Below are 25130 nucleotides of genomic sequence, written 5' to 3' on the forward strand. Positions count from 1 at the left end.
TTTACTTTTTGATCGCTTAAAAGAAAATAGTCCCCCCACACCAACGCTCAAATTTTAAAACTTGTAAGAAATTTCAAATCTAGCGTTAAAGCCAGGCTCTGCCATGCCCCTTGCATATTTGTCTTGATTGGGTTCATCAGGGCTCATCACCGGGCTTGCTTGATCAATATATTGTTGGTTAAAAACATTGTTAAACACAGCGTTCAGGCTCAACCCTTTAAGTTTTTTGTAAGCGGGCTTGTAAGTGACAAAAAAACTGCTCACCCCATAACCGGGCTTATGCACATGAAAAATCCCGGGCGTTTTAGGGCAATTGCTAGGCCGTCTGTCAATATCCGTAGGGCCGTTACGATAGGGGCTATAAGAGCAATAATCCAAATCAGTAACAAAGCGTGAAAGCCAAGTGATGCTAAGCCCGGTGCGTGGGATTGCATAGCTTGCCGTTAGAATAAACACATTGCCGGTCGTAGCCGCCAATTCATACACATCAGCGATCAAATGCCCTTTTAAAGAAGGCCATGATCGCGCCACGCTCAAGCCTAAAGAAAAGCCCTTGTATTTAGCCGTCCCTGAAACTTCATAGCCCGGCACATAAATAATATCTTGTGCGGGCAAGTTGGTTACAAAAAGCGTTGAAGAAAATTGATTGATGTAATTAGAGATTAATTGGACAAAACCGGTGGCTCTAAAATCAAAATACTGACTGCTGTATTCGGTGTTAAATTCCACATTTTGCCCAATTTCTGGCTTTAGATTTCGGTTATAGCGCAAATTGTCTTGACGCATCCACACCAAGCCTCCAGGCATAGGGCCTCTAGTAACATACGCATAAGAAAGCCTGAAATTCAAATTTTCTAAAGGCGAGACATTCAAAGCCGCGCTAGGGCTAAACCCTTGGGTTATGTGCAATTGCCAATCTTTATCCACTAAAGTATAGACATCATAACGAGTCCCTGCTCCTAAAGTAACCATAGGGTGCAAAGTGTAGTTCGCTTGTGCATACACCCCAACCACATTTGCAGTAGCGCCATTCCGTTGGCAGCGCCCGTTCATGTTAGGATCATTGGGTCCTGTAATCCTTAAGCAAGCGTCAGGGGCATCGCCCGGTTTGACTAATTCGCTATCAGGGATCGCTTTATCAAAAGTGGTTAAATTTTGATAATTCAACCCGTATTCCAAAAGATTGTCATTCTTATGGTCTATGGTGTGGATCACATTCGCATTAAACCCGGAATTGATGATGAATAAATTTTTATTAGCGACAACAGACCCCCCTCCAAGGCTTTTAAAAGTAATGGCACAAGTTTGTTTAATAGCATCATAAATACCCCCTTGAGCCACGCATTTGTTTTCTTCATTTTGAGAGGGTTGTAAGCTTGGGGCAAAAGGAATGATGGTCGCTATGTCATTAGGCCTGAAAAGAGGGTCAATTTGGACATTCCTAACGCTCGTATAACCATTAATTTTTAATTTAGGATCGCCAAAACGACTCCCCCCTTCTCTTTCATAATTCAAACTCACATTATGCACTAAATTGACGCTATAAGTTTTAAACAAACTAGCGTCATTTTCAAACAAACAATCGCTAGGGTTTTTCTCGTTTGGGAAAGCGTTAAAATCACCGCAAGAATAGGGCAAAAAAGTGCCTGTAAAATTCGCTCTTAAAGGGCGGTTAGCGTTATCTCTGGTCATGTTATAACTGAGCGTTAGGGTATCTCTTTCGCTCAAATAACCATTGATTTTAGCCATCACATTGTTTTGCTCGCTAGGACTTGCTGTAACTTTATTATCCGCTTTAGGGTCAAAAAGATTTTTCATCGCATTATCCCCATCACGATAATAAAAGATATTTTGATGCGTGTAATACAAAAGAACATCAAAATGATTATGACGATAAGCGCCCATCACGGTTTCTCTATCCCCAAAGTTGGTTAAAAAAGTTGCAGCCCCGCTTATCGCATAATCTTTACCCTTAGGGATAAAATCATTCGCGCTTTTAGTTTCCATTTTAATCGCGCCAATTAAAGCCATAGGCCCTGCGCTCGCTTGAGCCGCTCCTTTAGTAACCACCACGCTTTTAAGCATTCCAGGATCAATAATCGTATTGCCTTGATGCCCATAGCTCGCGCCCATTTGCGCCGCGCCATCCACCGTAACCCTAGCCAATCTGTCTTCAATACCGCGCACATAAATTTTTTGCGCTATGACCGCGCCACCGCCCACATTGATATTAGGGTTTCTCCTAAACATGTCGCTGATTTGGTTGGCTTGCCTTCTTTCTAATTCTTTACTTGAAATGGTTGTCTGGTTGTTGTAATTAAAGATTTTAGCCGCTTGAGTGGTAACCTTGCCTAGAGTGTGTTGGGTGTTCTTATCTTTTTTTCTTTCTGCCTTTCTTTCTTCTTTTTCTTCTTCTTTGGCTTCTGCTTCAAACATTCCTAATAAGGACAAAAAAATAGAAAAACTACAATATTTCCTGAAACGCTTATCGTTCATTCTTAAAATCCTATTTATAATAATTATTGTTTTTTAAAAAACAAAAGTGTTATTATAACTAAAAAAGTGTTATTTTTTGGACAAGATTTTTCTCGGTTACTTTATTTTATGGTATAAAAACTCATTTCCTTAAGGGGATAGGGTGTGTTTTGCACTTAACTCTCCCCCTTAAGAAACCCCCTAGCCCGAGAAGACCGCTTTTTTAAGAAATTATCACTTGACTAGCGTCAAGCTCTTTTATTGATAATTTTTATCTTATTCTCACTTTTTTATTTTTATAGAGTTTGAATATTTTAGAGCTAGCGCTTTCAAACAAACCCCTTTCATCGCTCACAATCACATCAGCGAGATTGGAAGCGATCTCTTTATCATAAGCGCATTGGGTGAGGTTGGCTGAAGTGCTATAAAGCGTTTTAAAACGCTTTAAAAAATCCCCATGCCTACCCTTAATCACACGAACAGCCTTTGAATTAGGATAAATAAAAGTGGTTTTAGCGCTTCTTCTAATGAGGTTTTTAAAGGCATTGGGTGCGCGCACTAGGCTTTTTAAAGTGGTAAAATCAGCACTTTCTATTAAAACGCTTTTGTTTTTAGGGCGTTTTTTTAAAGTGTTGAGTTTTTCGCTATCTTTAGAAAGCAAGCCGATAGTGGTATCGCTTTGAGCCAAATACACTAACGCCATCAAATTATTTTAAATAATCTTGTAAGGCCAATAGTGCATCTTCTTTGGGACTTTCTTCTAGGGCTAAAAGCAAGACTTCTATCGCGCTTAAAGTGGTGAAGTAACTCACATGGTTTTTAAGCACAGAAGCGCGAATGAGCTTGGCGTCATCTTGAGATTTGTGATCGCTGGTGTTGATAGCCATACTGATTTCCCCATTCATCATCAAGTCCATGATATTGGGGCGGCCCTCAGAGATTTTAAGCACTTTTAAAGACTTTACCCCGGCTTTTTCTAAAGCTTTATGCGTGCCTTCTGTGGTGCACAATTCAAAGCCCAACTCAACCAAGCGCTTCATTAAAACGCATGCTTCTTCTTTGTCCTTATCTTTAACAGAGACAAAAATAAGCCCCTTGTTTTTAATCGGGTTAAAGCAAGCCGTTTGCGCCTTGAAAAAAGCAAGCCCTAAAGATCTAGCAATCCCCATCACTTCGCCGGTGCTTTTCATCTCAGGCCCTAAAATCAAATCCGATCCATAAAGTTTATTAAAGGGGAAAACCGCTTCTTTTAAAGCCACAAAATGGGGCATTTTAGGCTTATAAACGCCTTTAGAATACTCTACTATATTTTTTTTATCATAAAACTTAAGGGCTTCTTTCAAATCTTCTAACACCATCACCCTAGTCGCTACTTTGGCTAAAGGAACGCCTAAAGCCTTGCTTAAAAAAGGCACGGTCCTACTGGCCCTGGGATTGACTTCAATCAAATAAAGCGCGTTTTCATACACAGCAAATTGGATATTCAATAGCCCCACTACGCCCAAATGCAAAGCGATTTTCACGCTCACTTGTTCAATTTCATCTAAAATTTTAGGGCTTAGATTAGAAGGGATAAAGCAAGCGGAATCGCCTGAATGGATTCCGGCCTCTTCAATATGCTGCAAAATGCCGGCAATATAGACTTCTTTTTTATCGCAAATCGCATCCACATCTAATTCAATCGCTTTTTCTAAAAACTTATCAATAAGGAGAGGGTTTTTAGGGCTAATCTCTAAAGAATGCGTTATGCTTTCTAAATAATGGTGCAATTCTTCAATATTTTCTAAAATTTGCATGTGTTGTCCCCCTAGCACATAACTAGGGCGCACAATGATAGGGAAACCAATCACATTAGCAATGCTATAAGCTTCATCAACACTTTTAGCCATGCCGTTTTCAGGCTGCTTGATGTCAAGCTCTTTTAAAAAGAGGGAAAATTTTTCTCTGTCTTCTGCAATATCAATCACTTTAAAAGGCGTGCCAATAATGGGCGCTTGCATTTTGGCTAAATCTTTAGCGAGTTTTAAAGGGGTTTGTCCTCCAAAATGCACGATAATGCCATCCACTTGTTCTCTTTGAATGATGGTTTTCACGCATTCAAAATGAATGGGTTCAAAATAGAGCGTATCGCTGGTATCATAATCCGTGCTAACGGTTTCTGGATTGCAATTGAGCATGACGCTTTTAATGTTTAAATCCTTTAAAGCAAAGCTTGCATGCACGCAACAATAATCAAATTCAATGCCTTGACCAATGCGATTAGGTCCAGAGCCTATGATTAAAATTTTCTTTTCTTTCTTTTCTTCCTTTTTTAAAATGGGGGGCAAAGGGTTAGGGGCATAGGTGGAATACAAATAAGGCGTGAGCGATAAAAACTCCGCCGCGCAAGTGTCCACTTCTTCAAAATTGGGCGTGATTTGCAAATTGATTCTGGCTAATTCCACTTCAAAAGGGCTAACCTCTAAATTTTCATTTTCTTTGATTTTAGCGGCAATCCTTGCATCGCTAAAGCCTAAATTTTTAAGCCCTCTTAATTTTTTGGCGTCCGTTAAAACGCTAGAATTAATGCTTTCTTCTGCTTTGACTAGCTTTTGAATTTGAGATAAAAACCACCTGTCAATCTGGCACAATTCAAACACTTCATCTACAGAAACGCCGAGCCTGAACGCATCAGCGATATAGAGCAAGCGTTTGGGATTGGGCCGGCGGATTTCCTTTTTTATAGTTTCTAAATCTTTACTTAAAGACTCAAACCCTAGCCAATTGTTTTCCAAAGAGCATAACGCTTTTTGTAAGGCTTCTAAGAAATTCCCCCCTATGGCCATCACTTCGCCAATGCTTTTCATAGAGGTCCCTAAAGTGCTAGAAACACCGGCAAATTTTTCAAACGCAAAGCGAGGGATTTTGACCACAATATAATCCAAACTAGGCTCAAAACTCGCCGGGGTGTTGGTAATATCGTTTTTGATTTCATCTAAACTAAAGCCCACCGCAAGCATGGTAGCCACTTTTGCAATAGGAAAACCGGTCGCTTTTGACGCTAGCGCAGAACTGCGGCTCACTCGTGGGTTCATTTCAATCACGACCATTCTTAAAGTCTCTGGGTGGATCGCAAATTGCACATTGCTCCCGCCCGTATCCACGCCAATTTCTCTCAAAATCGCAAAACTCGCATCGCGCATGCGTTGGTATTCTTTATCGGTTAAAGTCAGGCTTGGAGCGATGGTGATGCTATCGCCGGTATGAACGCCCATGGGATCAATGTTTTCAATACAGCACACGATGATGCAATTGTCCTTGCTGTCTCGTATGACTTCCATTTCGTATTCTTTCCAACCCAATAAGGACTCTTCAATCAAAATTTCATTAATAGGCGAAGCGTCTAGGGCGTTTTTAGCCAATTCTTGAAATTCTTCAATATTATAAGCGACCCCACTCCCTCCCCCAGCCAGCGTGAAACTCGCTCTGATAATGGCTGGAAAACCAATTTCATTAATGGCTTCTAGGGCTTCTAGCTCGTTATAAGCGTAACGCCCTTTAGGCAAATCCATCCCGATTTTTAACATCGCTTCTTTGAAAGCCTGCCTGTCTTCGCCTTTTTTAATCGCTTCAATCTTAGCCCCTAAAAGCTCCACGCCTTCTAACATGCCCTTTTGGTGCATTTGCATGACCGCATTCAAAGCGGTTTGCCCGCCCATTGTGGGTAAAATAGCGTCAATCTTTTCTTTTTTAATGATAGCGGCGATATTTTCTGGGGTGATGGGCTGGATATAAGTTTGATGAGAAAATTCAGGGTCAGTCATCACGGTGGCTGGGTTAGAATTGATTAAGATCACTCTATAACCTAAAGATTTTAAGGTTTTACAGCTTTGAGTCCCTGAGTAGTCAAATTCGCAAGCTTGCCCGATCACAATAGGGCCTGAGCCTATCAATAGAATATTGGAAATATCGGTGCGTTTAGGCATGAACAATCCTTAAAAAAGAAAATATAAACGAAGCGTTATCAATGTTAAAATATTTTTAAGTTGGGTTTTTGCGTTATTTCCCCCCTATTTTTTCAAACTATTTGTCTCTGTCTGAAAAAATACCAATGATTTGCAAGATGGAAATAAAGACATTCAAAAAGTCTAAATACAAGCTCACCGCCGCATCAATGGGGCTATCATACATGCCTTTGACAATGTTTTGAGTGTCATAAGCGATATAAAGGCTGAATAAAACCGCACTCGCTCCCGCAATGACGACTTGAAACATAGGACTACCCAAAAACAAGTTAATGAGCGAACACACCACCACCACGATCAAAGCGATAAAGAGCATTTTACCCATATTCGCTAAGTCGTTTTTAGTCTTAAGCGCATACACGCTCATCAAACCAAAAACAATAGTCGTCATGCCTAAAGCTTGCCAGATCGCTCCTAAACCAGCTTTTGCAATCACCATACCCAACAAAGGAACTAAAGTAACCCCTGATAACGCAGTGAAAGCAAAGAGCATGAAGAGATTCAACCCAGGTTTGGATTTAGAAAACATCAAACCAAAAAACGCCGCAATTTCAGCGATAAAAAATACCCATTTATACTGCACTACGGCTTGAAAATTCATTAAACCCAATAACGCTCCAACAGTCGCTAGTAACAAGCTACCCGCAAAGAACTTATAAGTCGTTTTAACAAAATTCACTAGCTCGCTTTCATGCAATAAAGAATCTTCTGCATACGCACTGCGAGAATTCGCTCTGTCATACAACGCCATGTCTTACTCCTTGAATTCAACTCAATAAATAATTTTAATTAACCCTATAGCTAGGTCCAATATAATAGCGCAAAATGTAGTAAAATACCAAACAAAACCCCCTAAAAATTGAAATTGAAGTCTAAAAATAGGATAATAGTTACGATGAAAATTTTTATCAATGGATTTGGCCGCATTGGGCGATGCGTTTTAAGAGCGATTTTGGAGCGTAGCGACACAACTCCCCCTTTAGAAGTGATAGGCATCAACGACCCTGCTAATTGGGAAATTTTGGCTTATCTTTTGGAGCATGACAGCGTGCATGGGCTACTTTTTAAAGAAGTGCATTACTCTAATCATAAACTTATTATCGGATCGTTAGAAATCCCTGTTTTTAGTGGCATTAAAGACTTAAAGGGTGTGGATGTTATCATAGAGTGTTCTGGGAAATTTTTAGAGCCTAAAATGTTAGAAAATTACCTTTTGCTTGGGGCTAAAAAGGTGCTTTTATCCGCTCCCTTTATCGGCGAATACGATGAGAAACAATACCCTACTTTAGTCTATGGCATCAATCATTCCCTCTATCAAAATCAAGCCATTGTTTCTAACGCCTCTTGCACGACTAACGCTATCGCGCCCATTTGCGCGATTTTAGATAAAGCTTTTAGTATTAAAGAGGGCATGCTAACGACCATTCACAGCTACACGAGCGATCAAAAACTCATTGATCTAGCCCACCCTTTAGACAAACGGCGCTCTAGAGCGGCTGCAAGCAACATTATCCCCACAAGCACTAAAGCCGCTCTAGCCTTGCATAAAGTCTTACCCAATCTCAAAAATAAAATGCATGGGCATAGCGTGAGGGTGCCTAGCCTTGATGTTTCCATGATAGATTTGAGCTTGTTTTTGGAAAAAAAAGCTCCTAAAGAGTCAATCAATGAATTATTAATAAAAGCTTCAAAAGGGGCTTTAAAAGGCGTGTTAGAGATAGATTTGAAAGAAAGGGTCAGCTCTGATTTTATTTCTAACCCGCATAGCGTCATTGTCGCGCCTGATTTGACTTTCACGCTAGAGAATATGGTCAAAATCATGGGGTGGTATGATAATGAATGGGGGTATTCTAATCGTTTGGTGGATATGGCGCGGTTTATGTGTCATTATTGAGTCATTTTGCGAATCTTTTTGAGCTTGTTTAACATTAAATTGTATAATGTGGGATTTACAAAAACGATTGAGGTTTTAAATGACGCTTAAAAAGGCTAGATTGATTTCTAGATTTATTTCAAAGAGATCTTTCAAATTGGATAAAGTTTCAAGGAAATTTTTCCCATTGAATCGGATCTTAAAGCGTGAAAAATCCTTGAAACGCCATAAAAAAGCTTTAAAACCTGTTAAAAAGCCCTTTAATAAAAACAAATCTTTTTTAAAAGCTTCGGTTTTACTGATAGGAGCGTTAGGGGGATTGTCTCACTTAAGGGCTAGCGATTGTAAGACTTGGTCATGGTCGTCTTGGACTTATCAAGACAATATTGCAAGCGGTGCTAATTCGCCCACGCACAACTCCTATTGTCTTTTTAGTAGCGCTCAAGGCTCTGGAACTTATTATTTAAACACTCTTACCACTTATAGCAGTGGTGGGGCTAGTTTTACGCAAAAATTCAATGGCGGCACGCTTGATATAGGGGGGAATATCCGTTTTGGAGAAGGAGGTTATTTAGGGTATATCACAGGCACTTATGACGCTCAAACGATTAATTTTAACTCTAGCCATATCACAACCGGAAATGGCTGGAGTGGCGGTTTTAAAGATGACACGAATGGGGGCTTTAGTTTTAGCGGCAATAATAACAACAGCACCATCTCCTTCAATCAAACCAATTTCAATCAAGGCACTTATAAGTTTAGTAACAGCGCTAGTTCAAGCTTTGATAGCAGTAACTTCAATCAAGGGACTTACAATTTTAACAGCGATCAATCCACTTTTGAAAACAGCTCCTTCAATCAAGGGACTTATGATTTTAGTAACAACGCTAGCTTTAATAACGACACCTTTAACCAAGGCACTTATAGCTTCAATACAAGTAAGGTGAGTTTTTCAGGCACGAACACTTTAAATTCAAGTTCGCCTTTTGCTAGTCTTAAAGGTGGTGTTTCTTTTGGTTCTAACGCGATCTTTAACCTCAATCAAACCCTTAATGCTAACCAAACCTATGATATTCTCACCACAAATGGGGCGATCCAATATGGGGTTTATCAAAGCTATTTATGGGATTTGATCAACTATAAGGGCGATAAAGCCATTAGCCATGTTGAAGTGGGTAAGAATACTTATGATGCAACCTTTGATGTTAACGGGCAAGATGAAACCTTACAAGAAACTTTTAATAGCCAATCCATCATCGCTCAATTCTTAGGAGATGATTTACAACAACAAGCTCAAAGCACCTATAAAGAGGATCTCAGTAAGTTAGCTAACGCTAAACATGCAAGCCCAACACCAAATCCGACACCAAGCCCCACAAAACACACAGCGCAAAACACACCCCCTAGTAAAGTCTCACCCACGCCCCCTACTCAAAATCCATCTGCAGAAAGCGTGTGGGGTGGGGTTTATTGGCTTCAAAATCAAACCTACTCAAAACAAGGCATTTATTACATTGATCCCAATCTTTCAGGACAAAGCGGTCAAAGCGGCAACACGCTCAGCACTTATACGGCTAATTTGTTAGGAAGGAGTTTTAGCGTCAATGCTAACAATGGCACTTTGATTATAGGGAATAATACAGAGAGCGTGAATGATAACGGCTTGATTTGGATAGGGCATGGGGGCTTTGGCTATATTACGGGGACTTTTAGTGCGGCTAACATTTATTTGACCAATAATTTTAAAACCGGTGAAGGCGTTTCAGGCTCAGATGGCGGAGGAGCGAACATTACCTTTAAAGCAAGCGATAACATCACTATGGATGGCTTGAATTACAATGACGCTGAAACCGTTACTAAAATGATTCAAACGGGGGCCAGTCAGCATTCCTATGCTACTTTTGACGCTATTAATAATATCAGTGCAACCAATTCTAGTTTTAGCGACATGACTTGGGGGAAATTCAGTTTTACGGCTAAGAATATTTCCTTTTCTAACGCTTCGTTTAGCGGTTTTACAAACCCTGGCGGATCAAGCGTTATCAGCACGAACGCTACCAATTCTTTAAGCTTTACAGATTCTCGTTTGAATGGCGGGGCGGTTTATAATTTGCAGGCTGGTAGCCTTATTTTCAATAACACGCAAGCGGTTTTTAATGTCTTGTATTCTAGGGGGACAAGCAACTTTAACGCTACTACACAGCTTTTAGGCAACACCAGTTTCACGCTCAGCTCTCAAAGTTCGCTCAATTTTAGTGGCAACACAACCTTGCAAAATAACGCCAATATCACGCTTGGCAATAAAAGTCAAGTTACTTTTAAAAACTCTTTAACGCTTAATAATAATTCTAATTTAAGCTTAGACAATCAAAGCGTTTTAAATGCAACTGGCGCAAGCGCTTTTAACAATCAAGCGAGTCTCAATATTTATAATGGGAGTCAAGCAACCTTTAGCAGCCTCTTTTTTAATGGCGGGACACTCAGCCTTAACGCCAGTAGCAAGCTCAACGCTTCTAACGCTAGTTTTTCAAACAACACCACTATCAATTTAGACAACAGCGTTTTATCAGCGAATAACACAAGCGCTTTAAACGCTAATATCAATTTTCAAGGCACAAGCCAAGCCCATTTTGGAGGCAACACGACTACTGATACAGCAAGCTTTAATTTTGACAGCGCAAGCTCATTGAGTTTTAACAACCTTACAGCTAATGGAGCGTTAAATTTTAATGGTTATGCGCCTTCTTCATCTAAGGCTTTAATGAGCGTTAGCGGGCAGTTTGTTTTAGGGAATAATGGGGATATTGATTTATCCAACATCAATATTTTTGACAACATTACCAAATCTGTAACTTACAACATCTTAAACGCTCAAAAAGGGATCGCTGGCATTAGTGGGGCTAATGGCTATGAAAAAATCCTTTTTTATGGCATGAAAATCCAAAACGCTACCTACAGCGATAATAATAATGTTCAAACTTGGTCGTTTATAAACCCTCTCAATTCTTCTCAAATCATTCAAGAGAGTATTAAAAACGGGGATTTAACTATAGAAGTTTTAAACAACCCCAACTCGGCTTCTAACACTATTTTTAATATCGCCCCTGAGCTTTATAATTACCAAGCTTCTAAGCAAAATCCTACCGGCTATAGCTATGATTATAGCAGTAATCAAGCAGGTACTTACTACTTGACAAGCAATATTAAAGGTCTTTTCACTCCTAAAGGCTCTCAAACTCCTCAAACCCCAGGCACTTATAGCCCGTTTAACCAGCCCTTGAATAGTTTAAATATCTATAACAAGGGTTTTTCTAGCGGGAATTTAAAAACGCTTTTAGGGATTCTTTCTCAAAATTCCGCTACCTTAAAAGAAATGATTGAATCCAATCAATTAGACAATATCACTAATATTAATGAAGTGTTGCAACTCTTGGATAAGATTAAAATCACCCAAGCGCAAAAGCAAGCGCTCCTAGACACTATCAACCATTTAACTAACGACATCAATCAAACCTTTAGTAACGGGAACCTCGTTATAGGCGCTACTCAAGATAATGTTACAAACTCTACTAGCTCTATTTGGTTTGGAGGCGATGGCTATAGCAGTCCTTGCACATTAAATAGCGCCACTTGTTATTCTTTTAGAAACACTTATTTGGGACAATTATTAGGCTCAACTTCCGCTTATTTGGGCTACATTAACGCTGATTTTAAAGCTAAAAGCATTTATATCACTGGAACAGTGGGAAGCGGTAACGCTTTTGAAAGCGGAGGGAGCGCGGATGTAACCTTTCAAAGTGCTAATAATTTAGTGTTGAATAAAGCCAACATAGAAGCTCAAGCTACAGACAATATTTTTAACCTTTTGGGCCAAAAAGGGATTAATGAAATCTTTAATCAAGGGAATTTAGCGAATATCCTTAGTCAAATGGCTATGGAAAAAATCAAGCAAGCCGGCGGTTTAGGAAACTTTATAGAAAACGCTCTAAGCCCTTTGAGTAAAGAATTACCCGCTAGCTTGCAAAATGAAACCTTGGGCCAACTTATAGGTCAAAATAATTTAGACAATTTATTGAATAATAGTGGAGTCATGAATGGAATCCAAAACATTATCAGTAAAAAACTAAGCATTTTTGGTAATTTTGTTACCCCATCCATCATAGAAAACTACCTTGCTAAGCAGTCTTTAAAAAGCATGTTAGACGATAAAGGGCTTTTAAATTTTATTGGTGGGTATATAGACGCTTCTGAGATAAGCTCTATTTTAAGCGTGATTTTAAAGGATATTACTAACCCTCCTGCAAGCTTGCAAAAAGACATTGGTGTGGTAGCGAACGACTTGTTAAACGAGTTTTTAGGACAAGATGTGGTTAAAAAGCTAGAAAGTCAAGGTTTAGTGGATAACATCATCAACAATATCATTTCTCAAGGCGGGTTGAGCGGTATTTATAATCAAGGTTTGGGGAGCGTGTTACCGCCCTCTTTACAAAACGCGCTCAAAGAAAACAATTTAGGCTCTCTTTTATTGCCTAGAGGCTTGCATGATTTTTGGCAAAAAGGGTATTTTAACTTTTTAAGTAATGGCTATGTTTTTGTCAATGATAGCTCCTTTAGTAACGCTACAGGGGGTAGTTTGAATTTTGTCGCTAACAAGTCTATTATCTTTAATGGTAATAATACGATTGACTTTAGCAAGTATCAAGGTGCATTGATCTTTGCCTCTAATGATGTTTCTAATATTAATATCACCACCCTAAACGCTACGAATGGCTTGAGTCTTAATGCAGGTTTGAATAATGTGAGCGTTCAAAAAGGGGAAATTTGTGTCAATTTAGCCAGTTGCCCCACAACCAAAAACAGCTCTTCTGCAAACTCTAGCGTAACCCCCACGAATGAATCTTTAAGCGTGCGCGCTAACAACTTCACTTTCTTAGGCACCATCGCTTCTAATGGGGCTATTGATTTGTCTCAAGTGAAAAACAATAGCGTCATAGGCACGCTCAATCTTAACGAGAATGCGACCTTACAGGCTAATAATTTAACGATCACTAACGCTTTGAACAACGCTTCTAACTCTACCGCCAATATTGGTGGTAATTTCACTTTAAACCAGCAAGCGACTTTAAGCACTAACGCTAGTGGTTTGAATATCATGGGGAATTTTAACAGCTATGGCGATTTAGTGTTTAATCTCAATCATTCTGTTAATCATGCCATTATCAACGCTCAAGGCACAGCCACGCTTATGGCTAATAGCAACAACCCTTTAATCCAATTCAACACTTCTTCAAAAGAAGTCGGCACTTACACGCTTGTTGATAGCTCTAAAGCCATTTATTACGGGTATAACAACCAAATCACAGGAGGCAGCAGTTTAGATAATTACCTTAAGCTTTACACCCTCATTGATATTAATGGCAAGCATATGGTGATGACTAACAACGGCTTAACTTATAATGGGCAAGCCGTGAGTATTAAAGATGGCGGTTTAGTTGTAGGCTTTAAGGATTCTCAAAATCAATACATTTACACTTCCATTCTTTATAATAAAGTGAGAATTGCTGTTTCTAACGACCCCATCAATGACTTGCAAGCCCCCACTTTAAAACAATATATCGCTCAAATTCAAGGCGTTCAAAGCGTGGATAGTATTGATCAAGCTGGGGGCAGTCAAGCGATTAATTGGCTTAATAAAATCTTTGAAACTAAAGGAAGTCCTTTATTCGCTCCCTATTATTTGGAAAGCCACTCCGTTAAAGATTTAACCACGATCGCTGGAGATATTGCTAACACTTTAGAAGTCATCGCTAACCCTGATTTTAAAAATGATGCCACTAACATTTTACAGATCAACACCTACACGCAACAAATGAGCCGTTTAGCCAAGCTCTCTGACACTTCAACTTTCGCTCGTTCTGATTTCTTAGAACGCTTAGAAGCCCTTAAAAACAAGCGCTTTGCTGATGCAATCCCTAACGCTATGGATGTGATTTTAAAATACTCTCAAAGGAATAAAGTCAAAAACAATGTATGGGCGACAGGAGTTGGAGGGGCTAGTTTCATTAATGGAGGCACTGGAACTTTATATGGTATCAATGTAGGGTATGACCGATTTATTAAGGGCGTGATTGTAGGGGGCTATGCCGCTTATGGGTATAGCGGTTTTCATGGAAATATCACTCAATCAGGTTCTAGCAATGTCAATATGGGCGTTTATAGCCGAGCGTTTATCAAAAGGAGCGAATTGACGATGAGCTTGAATGAAACTTGGGGATACAATAAAACTTTCATCAACTCTTATGACCCCCTACTCTCAATCATCAATCAGTCTTACAAATACAACACTTGGACGACTGACGCTAAAATCAATTATGGCTATGACTTCATGTTTAAAGATAAAAGCGTTATTTTTAAACCCCAAGTAGGCTTAGCCTATTATTACATTGGTTTGTCCGGTTTAAGAGGTATTATGGATGATCCTATTTACGATCAATTCAGGGCCAATGCTGACCCTAATAAAAAATCCGTTCTAACCATCAATTTTGCCCTAGAAAGTCGGCACTACTTCAATAAAAATTCTTATTATTTTGTGATTGCGGATGTGGGCAGAGACTTATTTATTAATTCTATGGGGGATAAAATGGTGCGTTTCATTGGTAATAACACCTTAAGCTATAGAGATGGTGGCAGATACAACACTTTTGCTAGCATTATCACAGGCGGAGAGCTAAGATTATTCAAAACCTTTTATGTGAATGCCGGTATAGGCGCTAGGTTTGGGCTTGATTATAAAGATATAAATATTACCGGAAATATTGGTATGCGCTATGCTTTTTAAAGGTAGCGTTAAGCCTATTTTTAACAGGTTCATAGTGGGATAACCATGCAAAAAATCGTATTCTCTTTAAAACAAGCACCCCTTAAAGGTTGACATACCGCAACCTTTGAGCTTTATAAAGGCTCTTTAGTTTTTTTGCCTCAAATGATGAACGCTCTCGCCCCCAAGACCATAATTATTTGGATCAACCTCATCTATAATGACCACGACAGAAGCCTTATTCTTGTTTAACACCTTAACCATCAAATCTGAAACCTCTTCAATCAATTGCTGTTTTTGCTCGTTTGTTGGCCCTCCATTTTCTGGCACAAGCTTGATATTGATAAGCGGCATGTTATTCCTTAAAATTGAGATAGCGTATTATAGCGCTTTTTCATCTTAAACCCTCTTTTAAAAACAATAAAAGCCCTTTTAATCTCTTTCAACTCAAGTTGGATATACTAACAAAATGAATACTTATAAAAATAGTTTGAACCACTTTTTAAATCTAGTGGATTGTTTAGAAAAAATCCCCAATGTGGGTAAAAAATCTGCCTTTAAAATGGCGTATCATTTGGGTTTGGAAAACCCGTTTCTGGCGCTCAAGCTCACGCACGCTTTAGAAAACGCCCTAGAAAACCTTAAAACATGCGCATCTTGCAACGCGCTCAGCGAGAGTGAAATTTGTGAGATTTGCTCTGATGAAAGCAGGCAAAATTCTCAGCTTTGCATGGTTTTACACCCAAGAGATGTGTTTATTTTAGAAGATTTAAAGGACTTTTTAGGGCGCTATCATGTGCTAAATTCCATAGAAAATGTGGATTTTAACGCCCTAGAAAAACGCCTGGTTAAAGAAAAGATTAAAGAAATCATTTTTGCTTTCCCTCCCACTTTGGCGAACGATTCTTTAATGCTTTATATTGAAGATAAATTGCAACACTGCCGCCTCACTTTCACTAAAATCGCTCAAGGCGTGCCTACTGGAGTGAATTTTGAAAACATTGACTTAGTCTCGCTTTCAAGGGCGTTCAATTCAAGGATCAAAGCATGAATTTAAACTTTATGCCCTTATTGCATGCTTATAACCATGCGAGCATTGATTTTCATTTCAATTCTAGCGCTAGGGATTTTTGCGTGCATGAAGTGCCTTTGTATGAATTTAGTAACACGGGCGAACATGCCGTTATTCAAGTGAGGAAAAGCGGTTTAAGCACTTTAGAAATGCTTCAAATTTTTTCTCAAATTTTAGGGGTAAAAATCGCCGAATTGGGTTATGCAGGCCTGAAAGATAAAAACGCGCTAACGACTCAATTTGTCTCACTCCCTAAAAAATACGCTCCTTTATTAGAAAAAAACACGAGCAACTTTCAAGAAAGAAACCTTAAGATTTTATCTTTGAATTACCACCATAATAAGATCAAATTAGGGCATTTAAAGGGGAATCGCTTTTTTATGCGTTTTAAGAAAATGACCCCCCTAAACGCTCACAAAACAGAGCAGGTTTTAGAACAAATCATGCAGTTTGGCATGCCGAATTATTTTGGTTCACAACGCTTCGGGAAGTTTAATGACAACCACCAAGAAGGTTTAAAAATCTTACAAAATGAAACGAAATTCAAGAATCAAAAATTAAACGCTTTCTTAATCTCAAGCTATCAAAGTTATTTATTCAATTCGCTTTTAAGCAAACGATTAGAAATCAGTAAAATCATCAGCGATTTCAGTTTAAAAGAGGGTTTAGAGTTTTTTAAACAAAAACATTTAAATATCCATTCAAACGCCCTAAAAGCCCTTAAAAACCAAAATCACCCCTTTAAAATCCTAGAAGGCGATGTGATGTGCCACTACCCTTATGGGAAGTTTTTTGACGCTTTAGAATTAGAAAAAGAAAGCGAAAGGTTTTTAAAAAAAGAAGCTGCACCTACCGGGTTATTAGACGGCAAAAAGGCTCTTTATGCAAAAAATTTGAGTTTGGAAATTGAAAAAAAATTCCAAAACCCCATTTTAAGTAACCATGCTAAAACGCTAGGCTCTAGGCGGTTTTTTTGGGTGTTTGCAGAAAATTTAACTTCCAAATATATTAAAGAAAAAGCGCAATTTGAATTGGAATTTTACTTGCCTAAAGGGAGTTATGCAAGCGCGTTGCTCAAAGAAATCAAGCATGAGAAAGGAGAAAATAACGATGAATTTTGAAAAGATTATCGCGCAAAACAGGCTCAAAACGAATGCGGTTTTAATCACTTATGGCGTGATTTTTGCTTTGATTGGGTTGTTAGTGGATGTTGTTAGAATCAACGCTAACGATTTAGGCATAACCCTTTTTAAACTCATCACTTTTCAAATTTCCCCTACCATTACTATTGTCATGTTTTTAGTGGCTTTTGTCGTTATTATTGTTTGCATTCAAAATTTTAGCTCTATCATGTTAAGCGGTGATGAATACAAGCTTATTGATCCAAGCAAAGTTTTAAGCTCTAAAGAAAATCAAATCCATAGCCTTTTATTAGAGCTTTTAAAAGAAGCTAAACTTCATTTTGAACCCAAACTCTATATCATTAACGCCCCTTACATGAACGCTTTTGCGAGCGGTTGGAATGAAACTAATTCCCTTATCGCTCTTACAAGCGCTTTAATAGAAAGGTTGGATAGAGATGAATTAAAAGCCGTGATCGCTCATGAACTCAGCCACATCAGGCACAATGACATCCGCTTGACCATGTGCGTGGGGATTTTAAGCAATATCATGCTGTTAGCGGCTAATTTTAGCGTGTATTTTTTCATGGGGAATCGCAAGAATAGCGGGGCGAATTTAGCGCGAATGATTTTATGGGTTTTGCAAATCATTTTGCCTTTTTTAACGCTCATTTTGCAAATGTATTTGAGCCGCACACGAGAATACATGGCCGATAGCGGGGCGGCCTTTTTGATGCATGATAGTAAGCCCATGATCAGAGCCTTACAAAAAATTTCTAACGATTACAAAGAAAACGATTATAAAGAAATAGACACTAATAGCACCCGATCAGCGGCTTATCTTTTTAACGCTGAAATGTTTAGCACCCACCCTAGCATTAAAAATCGTATCCAATCTTTATCCAGGCGCGTTGTTTAAATGGAAAATTTTTTCAACCAATTTTTTGAAAACATCGGCGAAGACAAGAACAGAGAAGGCCTAAAAGACACGCCTAAAAGGGTTCAAGAATTATGGAATTTCTTGTATAAAGGCTATAAACAAGACCCTAGAGTGGCTTTAAAAAGCGCGTATTTTCAAGGCGTTTGCGATGAAATGATCATAGCTCAACGCATTGAATTTTACTCCACTTGCGAGCATCATTTACTCCCTTTTTTTGGGAATATTAGCTTGGGATATATCCCTAAAGAAAAGATTGTCGGCATTAGCGCGATCGCTAAACTCATTGAAATTTATAGCAAACGCCTGCAAATCCAAGAAAGATTGACCACTCAAATTGCAGAAACCTTTGATGAAATCATAGAACCAAGGGGCGTGATTGTGATTTGTGAGGCCAAGCATTTGTGCATGAGCATGCAAGGGGTGCAAAAGCAAAATGCGATCATTAAAACAAGCGCGTTGAGAGGCCTGTTCAAAAAAGACCCTAAAACCAGAGCTGAATTTATGCAACTCTTAAAATCTTAGGTTATAATTCTAAGCATGAATAGCCCTAATTTATCCTTTTATCATAACGAGTGCGAGCGTTTTGAAGGCTTTTTAAAAAACCACCATCCACACCTTGAAAGCTTCCACCCTTATTTGGAAAAAGCCTTTTTTGAAATGGTGCTTAATGGAGGCAAAAGGTTTCGCCCCAAGCTTTTTTTAGCCGTGCTTTGTGCTTTAGTGGGTAAAAAAGATTATTTAAACCAACAAACAGAATATTTTAAAATCGCTTTAAGCATTGAATGCTTGCACACTTATTCGCTCATTCATGACGATTTGCCTTGCATGGATAATGCCGCTTTAAGAAGAAACCACCCCACTTTACACGCTAAATACGATGAAACCACAGCCGTTTTAATCGGCGATGCGCTCAACACCTACTCTTTTGAATTGCTCTCAAACGCTTTATTGGAAAGCCATATCATTGTGGAATTAGTCAAAATCTTAAGCGCTAATGGGGGGATTAAAGGCATGATTTTAGGGCAGGCTTTGGATTGTTATTTTGAAAACACGCCCTTAAATTTAGAGCAACTCACTTTCTTGCACGAGCATAAAACCGCTAAATTGATTAGCGCAAGCTTGATGATGGGGCTTGTTGCAAGCGGCAATAAAGATGAAGAACTTTTCAAATGGCTTCAAGATTTTGGGTTAAAAATGGGTCTTTGCTTTCAAGTGTTAGATGATATTATAGATGTTACACAAGATGAAAAAGAAAGCGGTAAAACCACTCATTTAGACAGCGCTAAAAACAGCTTTGTGAATTTATTAGGGCTAGAAAAGGCGAGCGCTTACGCCCAAACTTTAAAAACAGAGATTTTAAACGATTTAAATGCATTAAAACCCACTCATATTTTATTGAAAGAAAATTTAAACGCATTACTAAACACTCTATTTAAAGGCAAAACATGAAAAAAATTTTACTCACTAACGATGATGGCTATCATGCAAAAGGCATTAAAGCTTTAGAACAAGCCCTAGAAAAGATGGCAGAAATTTATGTGGTCGCCCCCAAACATGAAAAAAGCGCATGTTCGCAATGCATCACCATTACCGCGCCTTTAAGAGCCGAAAAAATTAAGGGCAAAGAAGGCAGGCATTATAGGATTGATGATGGCACGCCAAGCGATTGCGTGTATTTGGCTATCAATGAGTTGTTTAAACATGTTTCTTTTGATTTAGTGATTTCAGGGATCAATCTTGGATCTAACATGGGCGAAGACACGATTTATTCAGGAACGGTGGCCGGAGCGATTGAAGGCACCATCCAAGGCGTGCCTTCCATTGCGATTTCCCAAATCCTTTCTAACAAAAATAAAAACACTCCCTTAAGTTTTGATCTGGCTCAAAAGATTATCCAAGATTTAGTCCAAAACATTTTCACCAAAGGCTACCCTTTAAAAGGGCGCAAACTCTTAAACGTGAATATCCCCAATTGCTCCTTACAAGAATATCAGGGCGAATGCATCACCCCTAAAGGCTATAGAGTGTATAAAAAAGAAGTGCACAGGCGCACAGACCCCAAAAATGAAAGCTATTTTTGGCTAGGGTTGCACCCTTTAGAATGGCAAAAGCGTGAAAATGAAGAAAGACTCTCTGATTTTGACGCTATCGCTTTAAACCATGTTTCTATCACGCCCTTAAATTTAGACTTAACGAGTTATGACGATTTGAAAAGCTTGGAATCTTGGCATAGGGGAATGTTAAAGTGAGTAAAAATTACCGCTTGACTTTTTTAGGACTGCTTGTTGGGGTTCTTTTTTTCTTTAATGCATGCCAGCACCGCTTGCACATGGGGTATTATTCAGAAGTTACAGGGGATTATTTGTTTAATTATAATTCCACGATCGTGGTGGCTTATGACAGAAGCGATGCAATGACTTCTTATTATATTAATGTGATTGTTTATGAATTGCAAAAATTAGGCTTTTATAATGTCTTCACGCAAGCGGAATTCCCACTGGATAAAGCAAAAAATGTGATTTATGCGCGCATTGTTCGTAATATCTCGGCTGTGCCGTTTTATCAATACAATTACCAGCTGATTGATCAAGTCAATAAGCCTTGTTATTTTCTTGGGGGGCAGTTTTATTGCTCCCAAACCCCTACAGATTATTACGCTATCAATGGCTTTAGCGAGCAAATTTTAATGAGCGCGAATTCGCATTTTATTTTGGACTGGTATGATGTGGTGTTGCAAAAACGGGTTTTGTATGTAGATGGGAGCGTGAGCGGGAGGACTTGCGGCTATCAAATGCTTTATAGAGATTTGATAAAAAGCACGATCAAGCGCATTGATTTCAACCGCCCTGAACGCTACTACTACAATTTAAGACTGCCCCTTTATCAGCCATGTTATAGGCAATGAGTAATGATTATTCGGCGATTGTATAAATTTTGCGCTAGCCATGTGGTGCGCAATTGCTCTTCTTTAAAATGCGCTCAAAATATCCATGGGCATAATTATGAAGTGGAAGTCTTTATTGAAACCAACCGCTTAGATAGCGCGAACATGGCGCTAGATTTTGGATTGATGCAACAAGAAATGCAAACCTTTATAGACTCCTTTGATCATGCCCATCATTTTTGGGATAAAGAAAGCATTGAATTCCAGCGTTTTATAGAAAATCATTGCGTGCGTTACGTGAAATGCTCGTTTAATTTGAGTGCGGAGAGTTACGCTCTCATGTTTTTATACTACCTTTCACGCATTTTACAAAAAAGCGTTTTTTCTAATAACGAAGGGGAGTTAAAAGTCTCTAGCGTGCGCGTGCATGAGACCAAAAACGGCTATGCTGAAAGCTTTTTAAAAGATTTAGAAAACCCCCACTTTAAAGCTTTAGTGCATCCACATTGCATTTCCTTTTCGCAAGGCATTCAAAGCTCGTGGCAAGACAAGGACTTTTTCAATAAAATCATTAGCGGTAAAGAAAAATGCTTTTTTCACGCTAAACCCTTACACCAAATCCCTTAAATGAAACTCCCGGTCGTTGAGAGCTTTTTTTCCTTACAAGGCGAAGGAAAAAGGATAGGCAAGCCCAGTCTTTTTTTGCGTTTAGGGGGGTGTAACCTTTCTTGCAAAGGATTTGGTTGTGAAACCTTATTGAACGATGAAATTTTAACAGGTTGCGATAGTTTGTATGCGGTGCATCCTAAATTTAAAACATCTTGGGATTATTATAATGAGCCTAAATCCTTGATTGAGCGATTAGCCCGTTTAACCCCCAATCACAAGAATTTTGATTTCATTCTCACAGGCGGGGAGCCAAGCTTGTATTTCAATAACCCTATTTTATTGAGTGTTTTAGAGCATTTCCACCGCCAAAAAATCCCTTTATTTGTGGAGAGTAACGGCTCTATTTTTTTTGAATTTAGCCCTATTTTGAAAGAATTGCATTTCACCTTAAGCGTCAAGCTCTCTTTATCTTTAGAAAAAGAAAACAAACGAATCAACCTTAAAGCCCTACAAAATATCTTAAATAACGCTAAAAGCGTGCATTTTAAATTTGTTTTGGACAGCAAAAACGCCGTGCAATCTATCGCAGAAATTCAAAGCCTTTTGAAACAACTCTCCTTAAAAAACAATGAAATCTTTTTAATGCCTTTAGGCGCAACTAACAACGAATTAGACAAAAATCTAAAAACCCTAGCCCCCCTAGCCATAGAGCATGGCTTTAGATTGAGCGATAGGCTTCATATCCGCTTGTGGGACAACAAAAAAGGGTTTTAAAAGACTCAACAATACAAGATAGCGTTATTATTTTAAGCTAAAAATTGTTATCATTGCACTCATTGAAAGATTGAATTATTTCATCTTTAAAGTTAGGAAATCATGACTATCAAAGTTTTTTCGCCTGAGTATCTTAATGAATTAGAGGATTTTTACGCTGAGCGCATCGCTGATAACCCTTTAGGGTTTATCCAACGCTTGGATCTTTTACCCAGCATTAGCGAATTTGTTCAAAAATTGCACGAGCATGGCGGGGAATTTTTTGAAATGAGGGATAAGGGGAAGCTCATTGGGATTTGCGGGCTTAATCATGTCAATCCAAAAGAAGCAGAGTTGTGCAAATTCCACATAAAAACCGCTTATCAATCTCAAGGGTTGGGTCAAAAACTCTATGAAAGCGTGGAGAAATACGCTTCTATTAAGGGCTATACTAAAATCTCTCTGCATGTGAGCAAGAGCCAGATCAAGGCATGCAACCTCTATCAAAAATTGGGTTTTTTGCAAATCAAAGAAGAGGATTGCGTGGTGAAATTGGGCAAAGAGACTTTAATTTTCCCTACGATTTTTATGGAAAAGATTTTGTCTTAATTGGTGCGTCCATTTGATACACCCTTAGTTAAGGGCTAGAAAATGATGACAAAAACAAGGGTTTATTCTTTATTAAAAATGCTTTTAGCGTTTAAATTAAAGCTTGTTTTATCAAGCAGTAATTTTTAAAAAAAGCGGTTTTCTTAGGGGGTTTAGTTGTGGGTTAGGGGAATGCTCACTCTCCCCTTAAGCGTTTGACAACAAAACTTTAAAAATGCATTTTAAGAATTTTACCATAACCAAAACCCACTAACGCTAAAAAACCCTTATTAAGACTGAGATAATAACACTTCCTTTAATCTTTTAATGATGGCTTCTTCTCTTTTTTTACGAAATTCCTCTATATTTTCCCATTCTAACTCTAAGGTAGGGTCAATATAGTTTCTTTTTTTATACTCTTCTATGGCTTGCTGATCTTTATATTCTTCTTTGAGCCACACTTCGGGGTCTTTATCCTTTTTGGTGCTGTTTTTTGCACCTTCTAAAAGCTGGAGGTTGAATAAATGATTCCCCCACTTAGAGAAATCTTTATTTAATTTTTTATTTTTCTCATTAAACTTGGATTTTGGATAAATATGGTCTATATGAAAAGTGGTGGTTTGGTAGTTCAAGTTTGGGTATAAGATTTGCAAGATGGGAAAGACTTTAGCATCGCTACTAGAACACATCACTTCTTCTTCTATAGTATCATTAGTGATTTTTAAAGGGCTTGTTTCATGTTTGGCTAAATTGTGGTTGAATCGCTCAAAGGTTTGCGCATCTTTCATGCTATTGGCTATGATGCCTAATTTTGTGTCCGTTGAAGGAGTAAAATAACTCGTGATTTGAGCGTTACGGACAAATTTTAGGGCTTGTTCTTTATCGTTCTTATCCATTTTTGGATTTAAAAAATAAAAATAAGCCAAACTAGATAGAATATAAGCTGAACCTAGATATTTTACATAACCAAAAGTTTCTAATAATTTTGCAGCACTATAAATGCTTTCTGTAATTTTTTCCCAATTGTCTTCAATTTCTCTGATATTATTTTTATTAAAATTATTTAATTCAAAAGTAGTGTCTTTACCAATGAGAAGCAAGCAGGTTTTTAGCACTTGGTCTTGTTCCATTTTTGAAAAGCCTTTGTCTTTTAAGGCATCCACTAGCTCGTTCATTCTTTCTCTAATATCGCTTGAAAAACTTGCTGTCAAAATAGACATCAATAAATCAGAATAGCTTAACTTGACCCCACCACTATTGACACGGATAAAGATATTTAAAACTTTATTAAGATTTTTTTCCGTTTCTTCAAAATATGAGATGAGTTGTTTGGTGCGAAAAGCATCGTTTAGCTTTTCTAGAAGTTTCAATTCATTATCTTTTAAACCATGTTCTTGCGCATAATTCAAAAGACTTTCCAACTCTAAAATATCCCCCACCTTAAACCACCAATGTTTCTTATCGTTTTCAGGCTTTTTGGCATGAAATTCAAACTGGTAATTGTCTTTTGGATTGTCCATGTTTGGTTGGTGTTTCAAGTTCAAATACAAACGCTTCTCTTCATAAGCGTTAGGGTTATCGTTTCTAGCGTTCTTTTTTTTAAGCGTTCTAGTGCCTTTAAGCCCGATATAAAGCGATGTTAAGCGTTGTTGGCCATCTAGGACAACAGACAAATCATCGCGCTTGATTTGTTCAATACGGATTTTTTCATTGTGGGGCTTTCGCTCATCGTAGTTTGTAATGAATTGGTAAAGTTGGAAATTGAGTTTATCGCTATCTTGTTCGTCGCTCTTGGCTATATCCTCTTTTTGTAATTTCCAAAATAAAAAAGAGCCGATAGGATAACCCCTAAGAATGGAGTCAAAAAGTTGCTCTATCTTTTTTTCATTGGCTTTTTTGAGCCACACATACTCACGCTGAATGTCAGGCAAAAAATAACGAACATTCAATTCATCTATCACATCTTTAATGCTCTTATCCAAAAACACACCCAT

General features: G+C 38.4%; 18 protein-coding genes. 12 read left to right on the forward strand and 6 right to left on the reverse strand.

Translation table 11 applies throughout. The features are described from left to right. Nucleotides 1–54: 54 nt before the first annotated feature. The 4 genes from AA977_RS04270 to AA977_RS04285 all read right to left on the reverse strand — a co-directional run bounded on the left by AA977_RS04270 (nt 55) and on the right by AA977_RS04285 (nt 7230). Nucleotides 55–2496, reverse strand: coding sequence for a TonB-dependent receptor domain-containing protein (locus AA977_RS04270; RefSeq protein ID WP_064434713.1), 2442 nt, complete (start codon nt 2494–2496; stop codon nt 55–57). Between the two features lie 250 nt (nt 2497–2746). Next, entirely contained in the window at nt 2747–3178 is a 432-nt protein-coding gene (locus AA977_RS04275; RefSeq protein WP_064434714.1) for an L-threonylcarbamoyladenylate synthase, read from the reverse strand. 4 nt (nt 3179–3182) lie between these two features. Continuing rightward, the gene (gene carB / locus AA977_RS04280; protein WP_064434715.1) at nt 3183–6440 is read right to left on the reverse strand and encodes a carbamoyl-phosphate synthase large subunit; all 3258 of its coding nucleotides are present in this window, start codon (nt 6438–6440) and stop codon (nt 3183–3185) included. A 97-nt stretch (nt 6441–6537) separates the two neighbouring features. Further along, nucleotides 6538–7230: a Bax inhibitor-1/YccA family protein gene (locus tag AA977_RS04285; RefSeq protein WP_021435830.1), complete on the reverse strand. Its 693-nt coding sequence runs from the start codon at nt 7228–7230 to the stop codon at nt 6538–6540. Between the two features lie 144 nt (nt 7231–7374). On the opposite strand from AA977_RS04285, the gene gap reads away from it, so the two are divergent. Further along, nucleotides 7375–8373, forward strand: a complete 999-nt coding sequence (gap, locus tag AA977_RS04290) for a type I glyceraldehyde-3-phosphate dehydrogenase (protein WP_064434716.1) — start codon at nt 7375–7377, stop codon at nt 8371–8373. 79 nt (nt 8374–8452) lie between these two features. After that, nucleotides 8453–15190, forward strand: coding sequence for a vacuolating cytotoxin domain-containing protein (locus AA977_RS04295; RefSeq protein ID WP_064434717.1), 6738 nt, complete (start codon nt 8453–8455; stop codon nt 15188–15190). A 126-nt stretch (nt 15191–15316) separates the two neighbouring features. Here the strand turns inward: AA977_RS04295 and AA977_RS04300 are convergent, their stop codons facing one another. After that, nucleotides 15317–15523 carry a 2-hydroxymuconate tautomerase family protein gene (locus AA977_RS04300; protein WP_050841262.1) on the reverse strand — a complete coding sequence of 69 codons (207 nt, stop codon included), beginning with the start codon at nt 15521–15523 and terminating at the stop codon, nt 15317–15319. A 115-nt stretch (nt 15524–15638) separates the two neighbouring features. Here AA977_RS04300 and recR point away from each other — a divergent pair, with 115 nt between their 5' ends. The 10 genes from recR to AA977_RS04350 all read left to right on the forward strand — a co-directional run bounded on the left by recR (nt 15639) and on the right by AA977_RS04350 (nt 23157). After that, complete coding sequence (recR, locus tag AA977_RS04305) at nt 15639–16220, forward strand: recombination mediator RecR (protein ID WP_064434718.1); 582 nt, start codon at nt 15639–15641, stop codon at nt 16218–16220. Continuing rightward, nucleotides 16217–17362, forward strand: coding sequence for a tRNA pseudouridine(13) synthase TruD (gene truD / locus AA977_RS04310; protein ID WP_064434719.1), 1146 nt, complete (start codon nt 16217–16219; stop codon nt 17360–17362). The genes recR and truD overlap by 4 nt, the downstream gene beginning before the upstream one ends. Then, a complete protein-coding gene (htpX, locus tag AA977_RS04315; protein WP_064434720.1) occupies nt 17331–18281 on the forward strand; it encodes a zinc metalloprotease HtpX in 951 nt (316 codons plus the stop codon). The genes truD and htpX overlap by 32 nt, the downstream gene beginning before the upstream one ends. Continuing rightward, complete coding sequence (folE, locus tag AA977_RS04320; RefSeq protein ID WP_021435818.1) at nt 18282–18824, forward strand: GTP cyclohydrolase I FolE; 543 nt, start codon at nt 18282–18284, stop codon at nt 18822–18824. It abuts the gene before it with no gap. A gap of 15 nt (nt 18825–18839) precedes the next feature. Further along, a complete protein-coding gene (locus tag AA977_RS04325; protein WP_064434721.1) occupies nt 18840–19751 on the forward strand; it encodes a polyprenyl synthetase family protein in 912 nt (303 codons plus the stop codon). Next, the gene (gene surE, locus AA977_RS04330; protein WP_020972558.1) at nt 19748–20551 is read left to right on the forward strand and encodes a 5'/3'-nucleotidase SurE; all 804 of its coding nucleotides are present in this window, start codon (nt 19748–19750) and stop codon (nt 20549–20551) included. The genes AA977_RS04325 and surE overlap by 4 nt, the downstream gene beginning before the upstream one ends. Next, nucleotides 20548–21207: a hypothetical protein gene (locus AA977_RS04335; protein ID WP_014534818.1), complete on the forward strand. Its 660-nt coding sequence runs from the start codon at nt 20548–20550 to the stop codon at nt 21205–21207. The genes surE and AA977_RS04335 overlap by 4 nt, the downstream gene beginning before the upstream one ends. 3 nt (nt 21208–21210) lie before the next feature. Beyond that, nucleotides 21211–21813 (forward strand): 6-pyruvoyl trahydropterin synthase family protein, encoded by a 603-nt coding sequence (locus AA977_RS04340; protein ID WP_064434722.1) that lies wholly within the window; start codon nt 21211–21213, stop codon nt 21811–21813. Further along, the gene (locus AA977_RS04345) at nt 21814–22569 is read left to right on the forward strand and encodes a 7-carboxy-7-deazaguanine synthase QueE (RefSeq protein WP_064434723.1); all 756 of its coding nucleotides are present in this window, start codon (nt 21814–21816) and stop codon (nt 22567–22569) included. 102 nt (nt 22570–22671) lie between these two features. Continuing rightward, on the forward strand, nt 22672–23157 hold the full coding sequence (locus AA977_RS04350; RefSeq protein WP_064434724.1) for a GNAT family N-acetyltransferase: 486 nt from the start codon (nt 22672–22674) through the stop codon (nt 23155–23157). A 269-nt stretch (nt 23158–23426) separates the two neighbouring features. On the opposite strand, the gene AA977_RS04355 is transcribed toward AA977_RS04350, so the two are convergent. Next, nucleotides 23427–25130: a DUF262 domain-containing protein gene (locus AA977_RS04355; protein WP_064434725.1), complete on the reverse strand. Its 1704-nt coding sequence runs from the start codon at nt 25128–25130 to the stop codon at nt 23427–23429.

Source organism: Helicobacter pylori (genome assembly GCF_001653455.1).
Taxonomy (GTDB): domain Bacteria; phylum Campylobacterota; class Campylobacteria; order Campylobacterales; family Helicobacteraceae; genus Helicobacter; species Helicobacter pylori_A.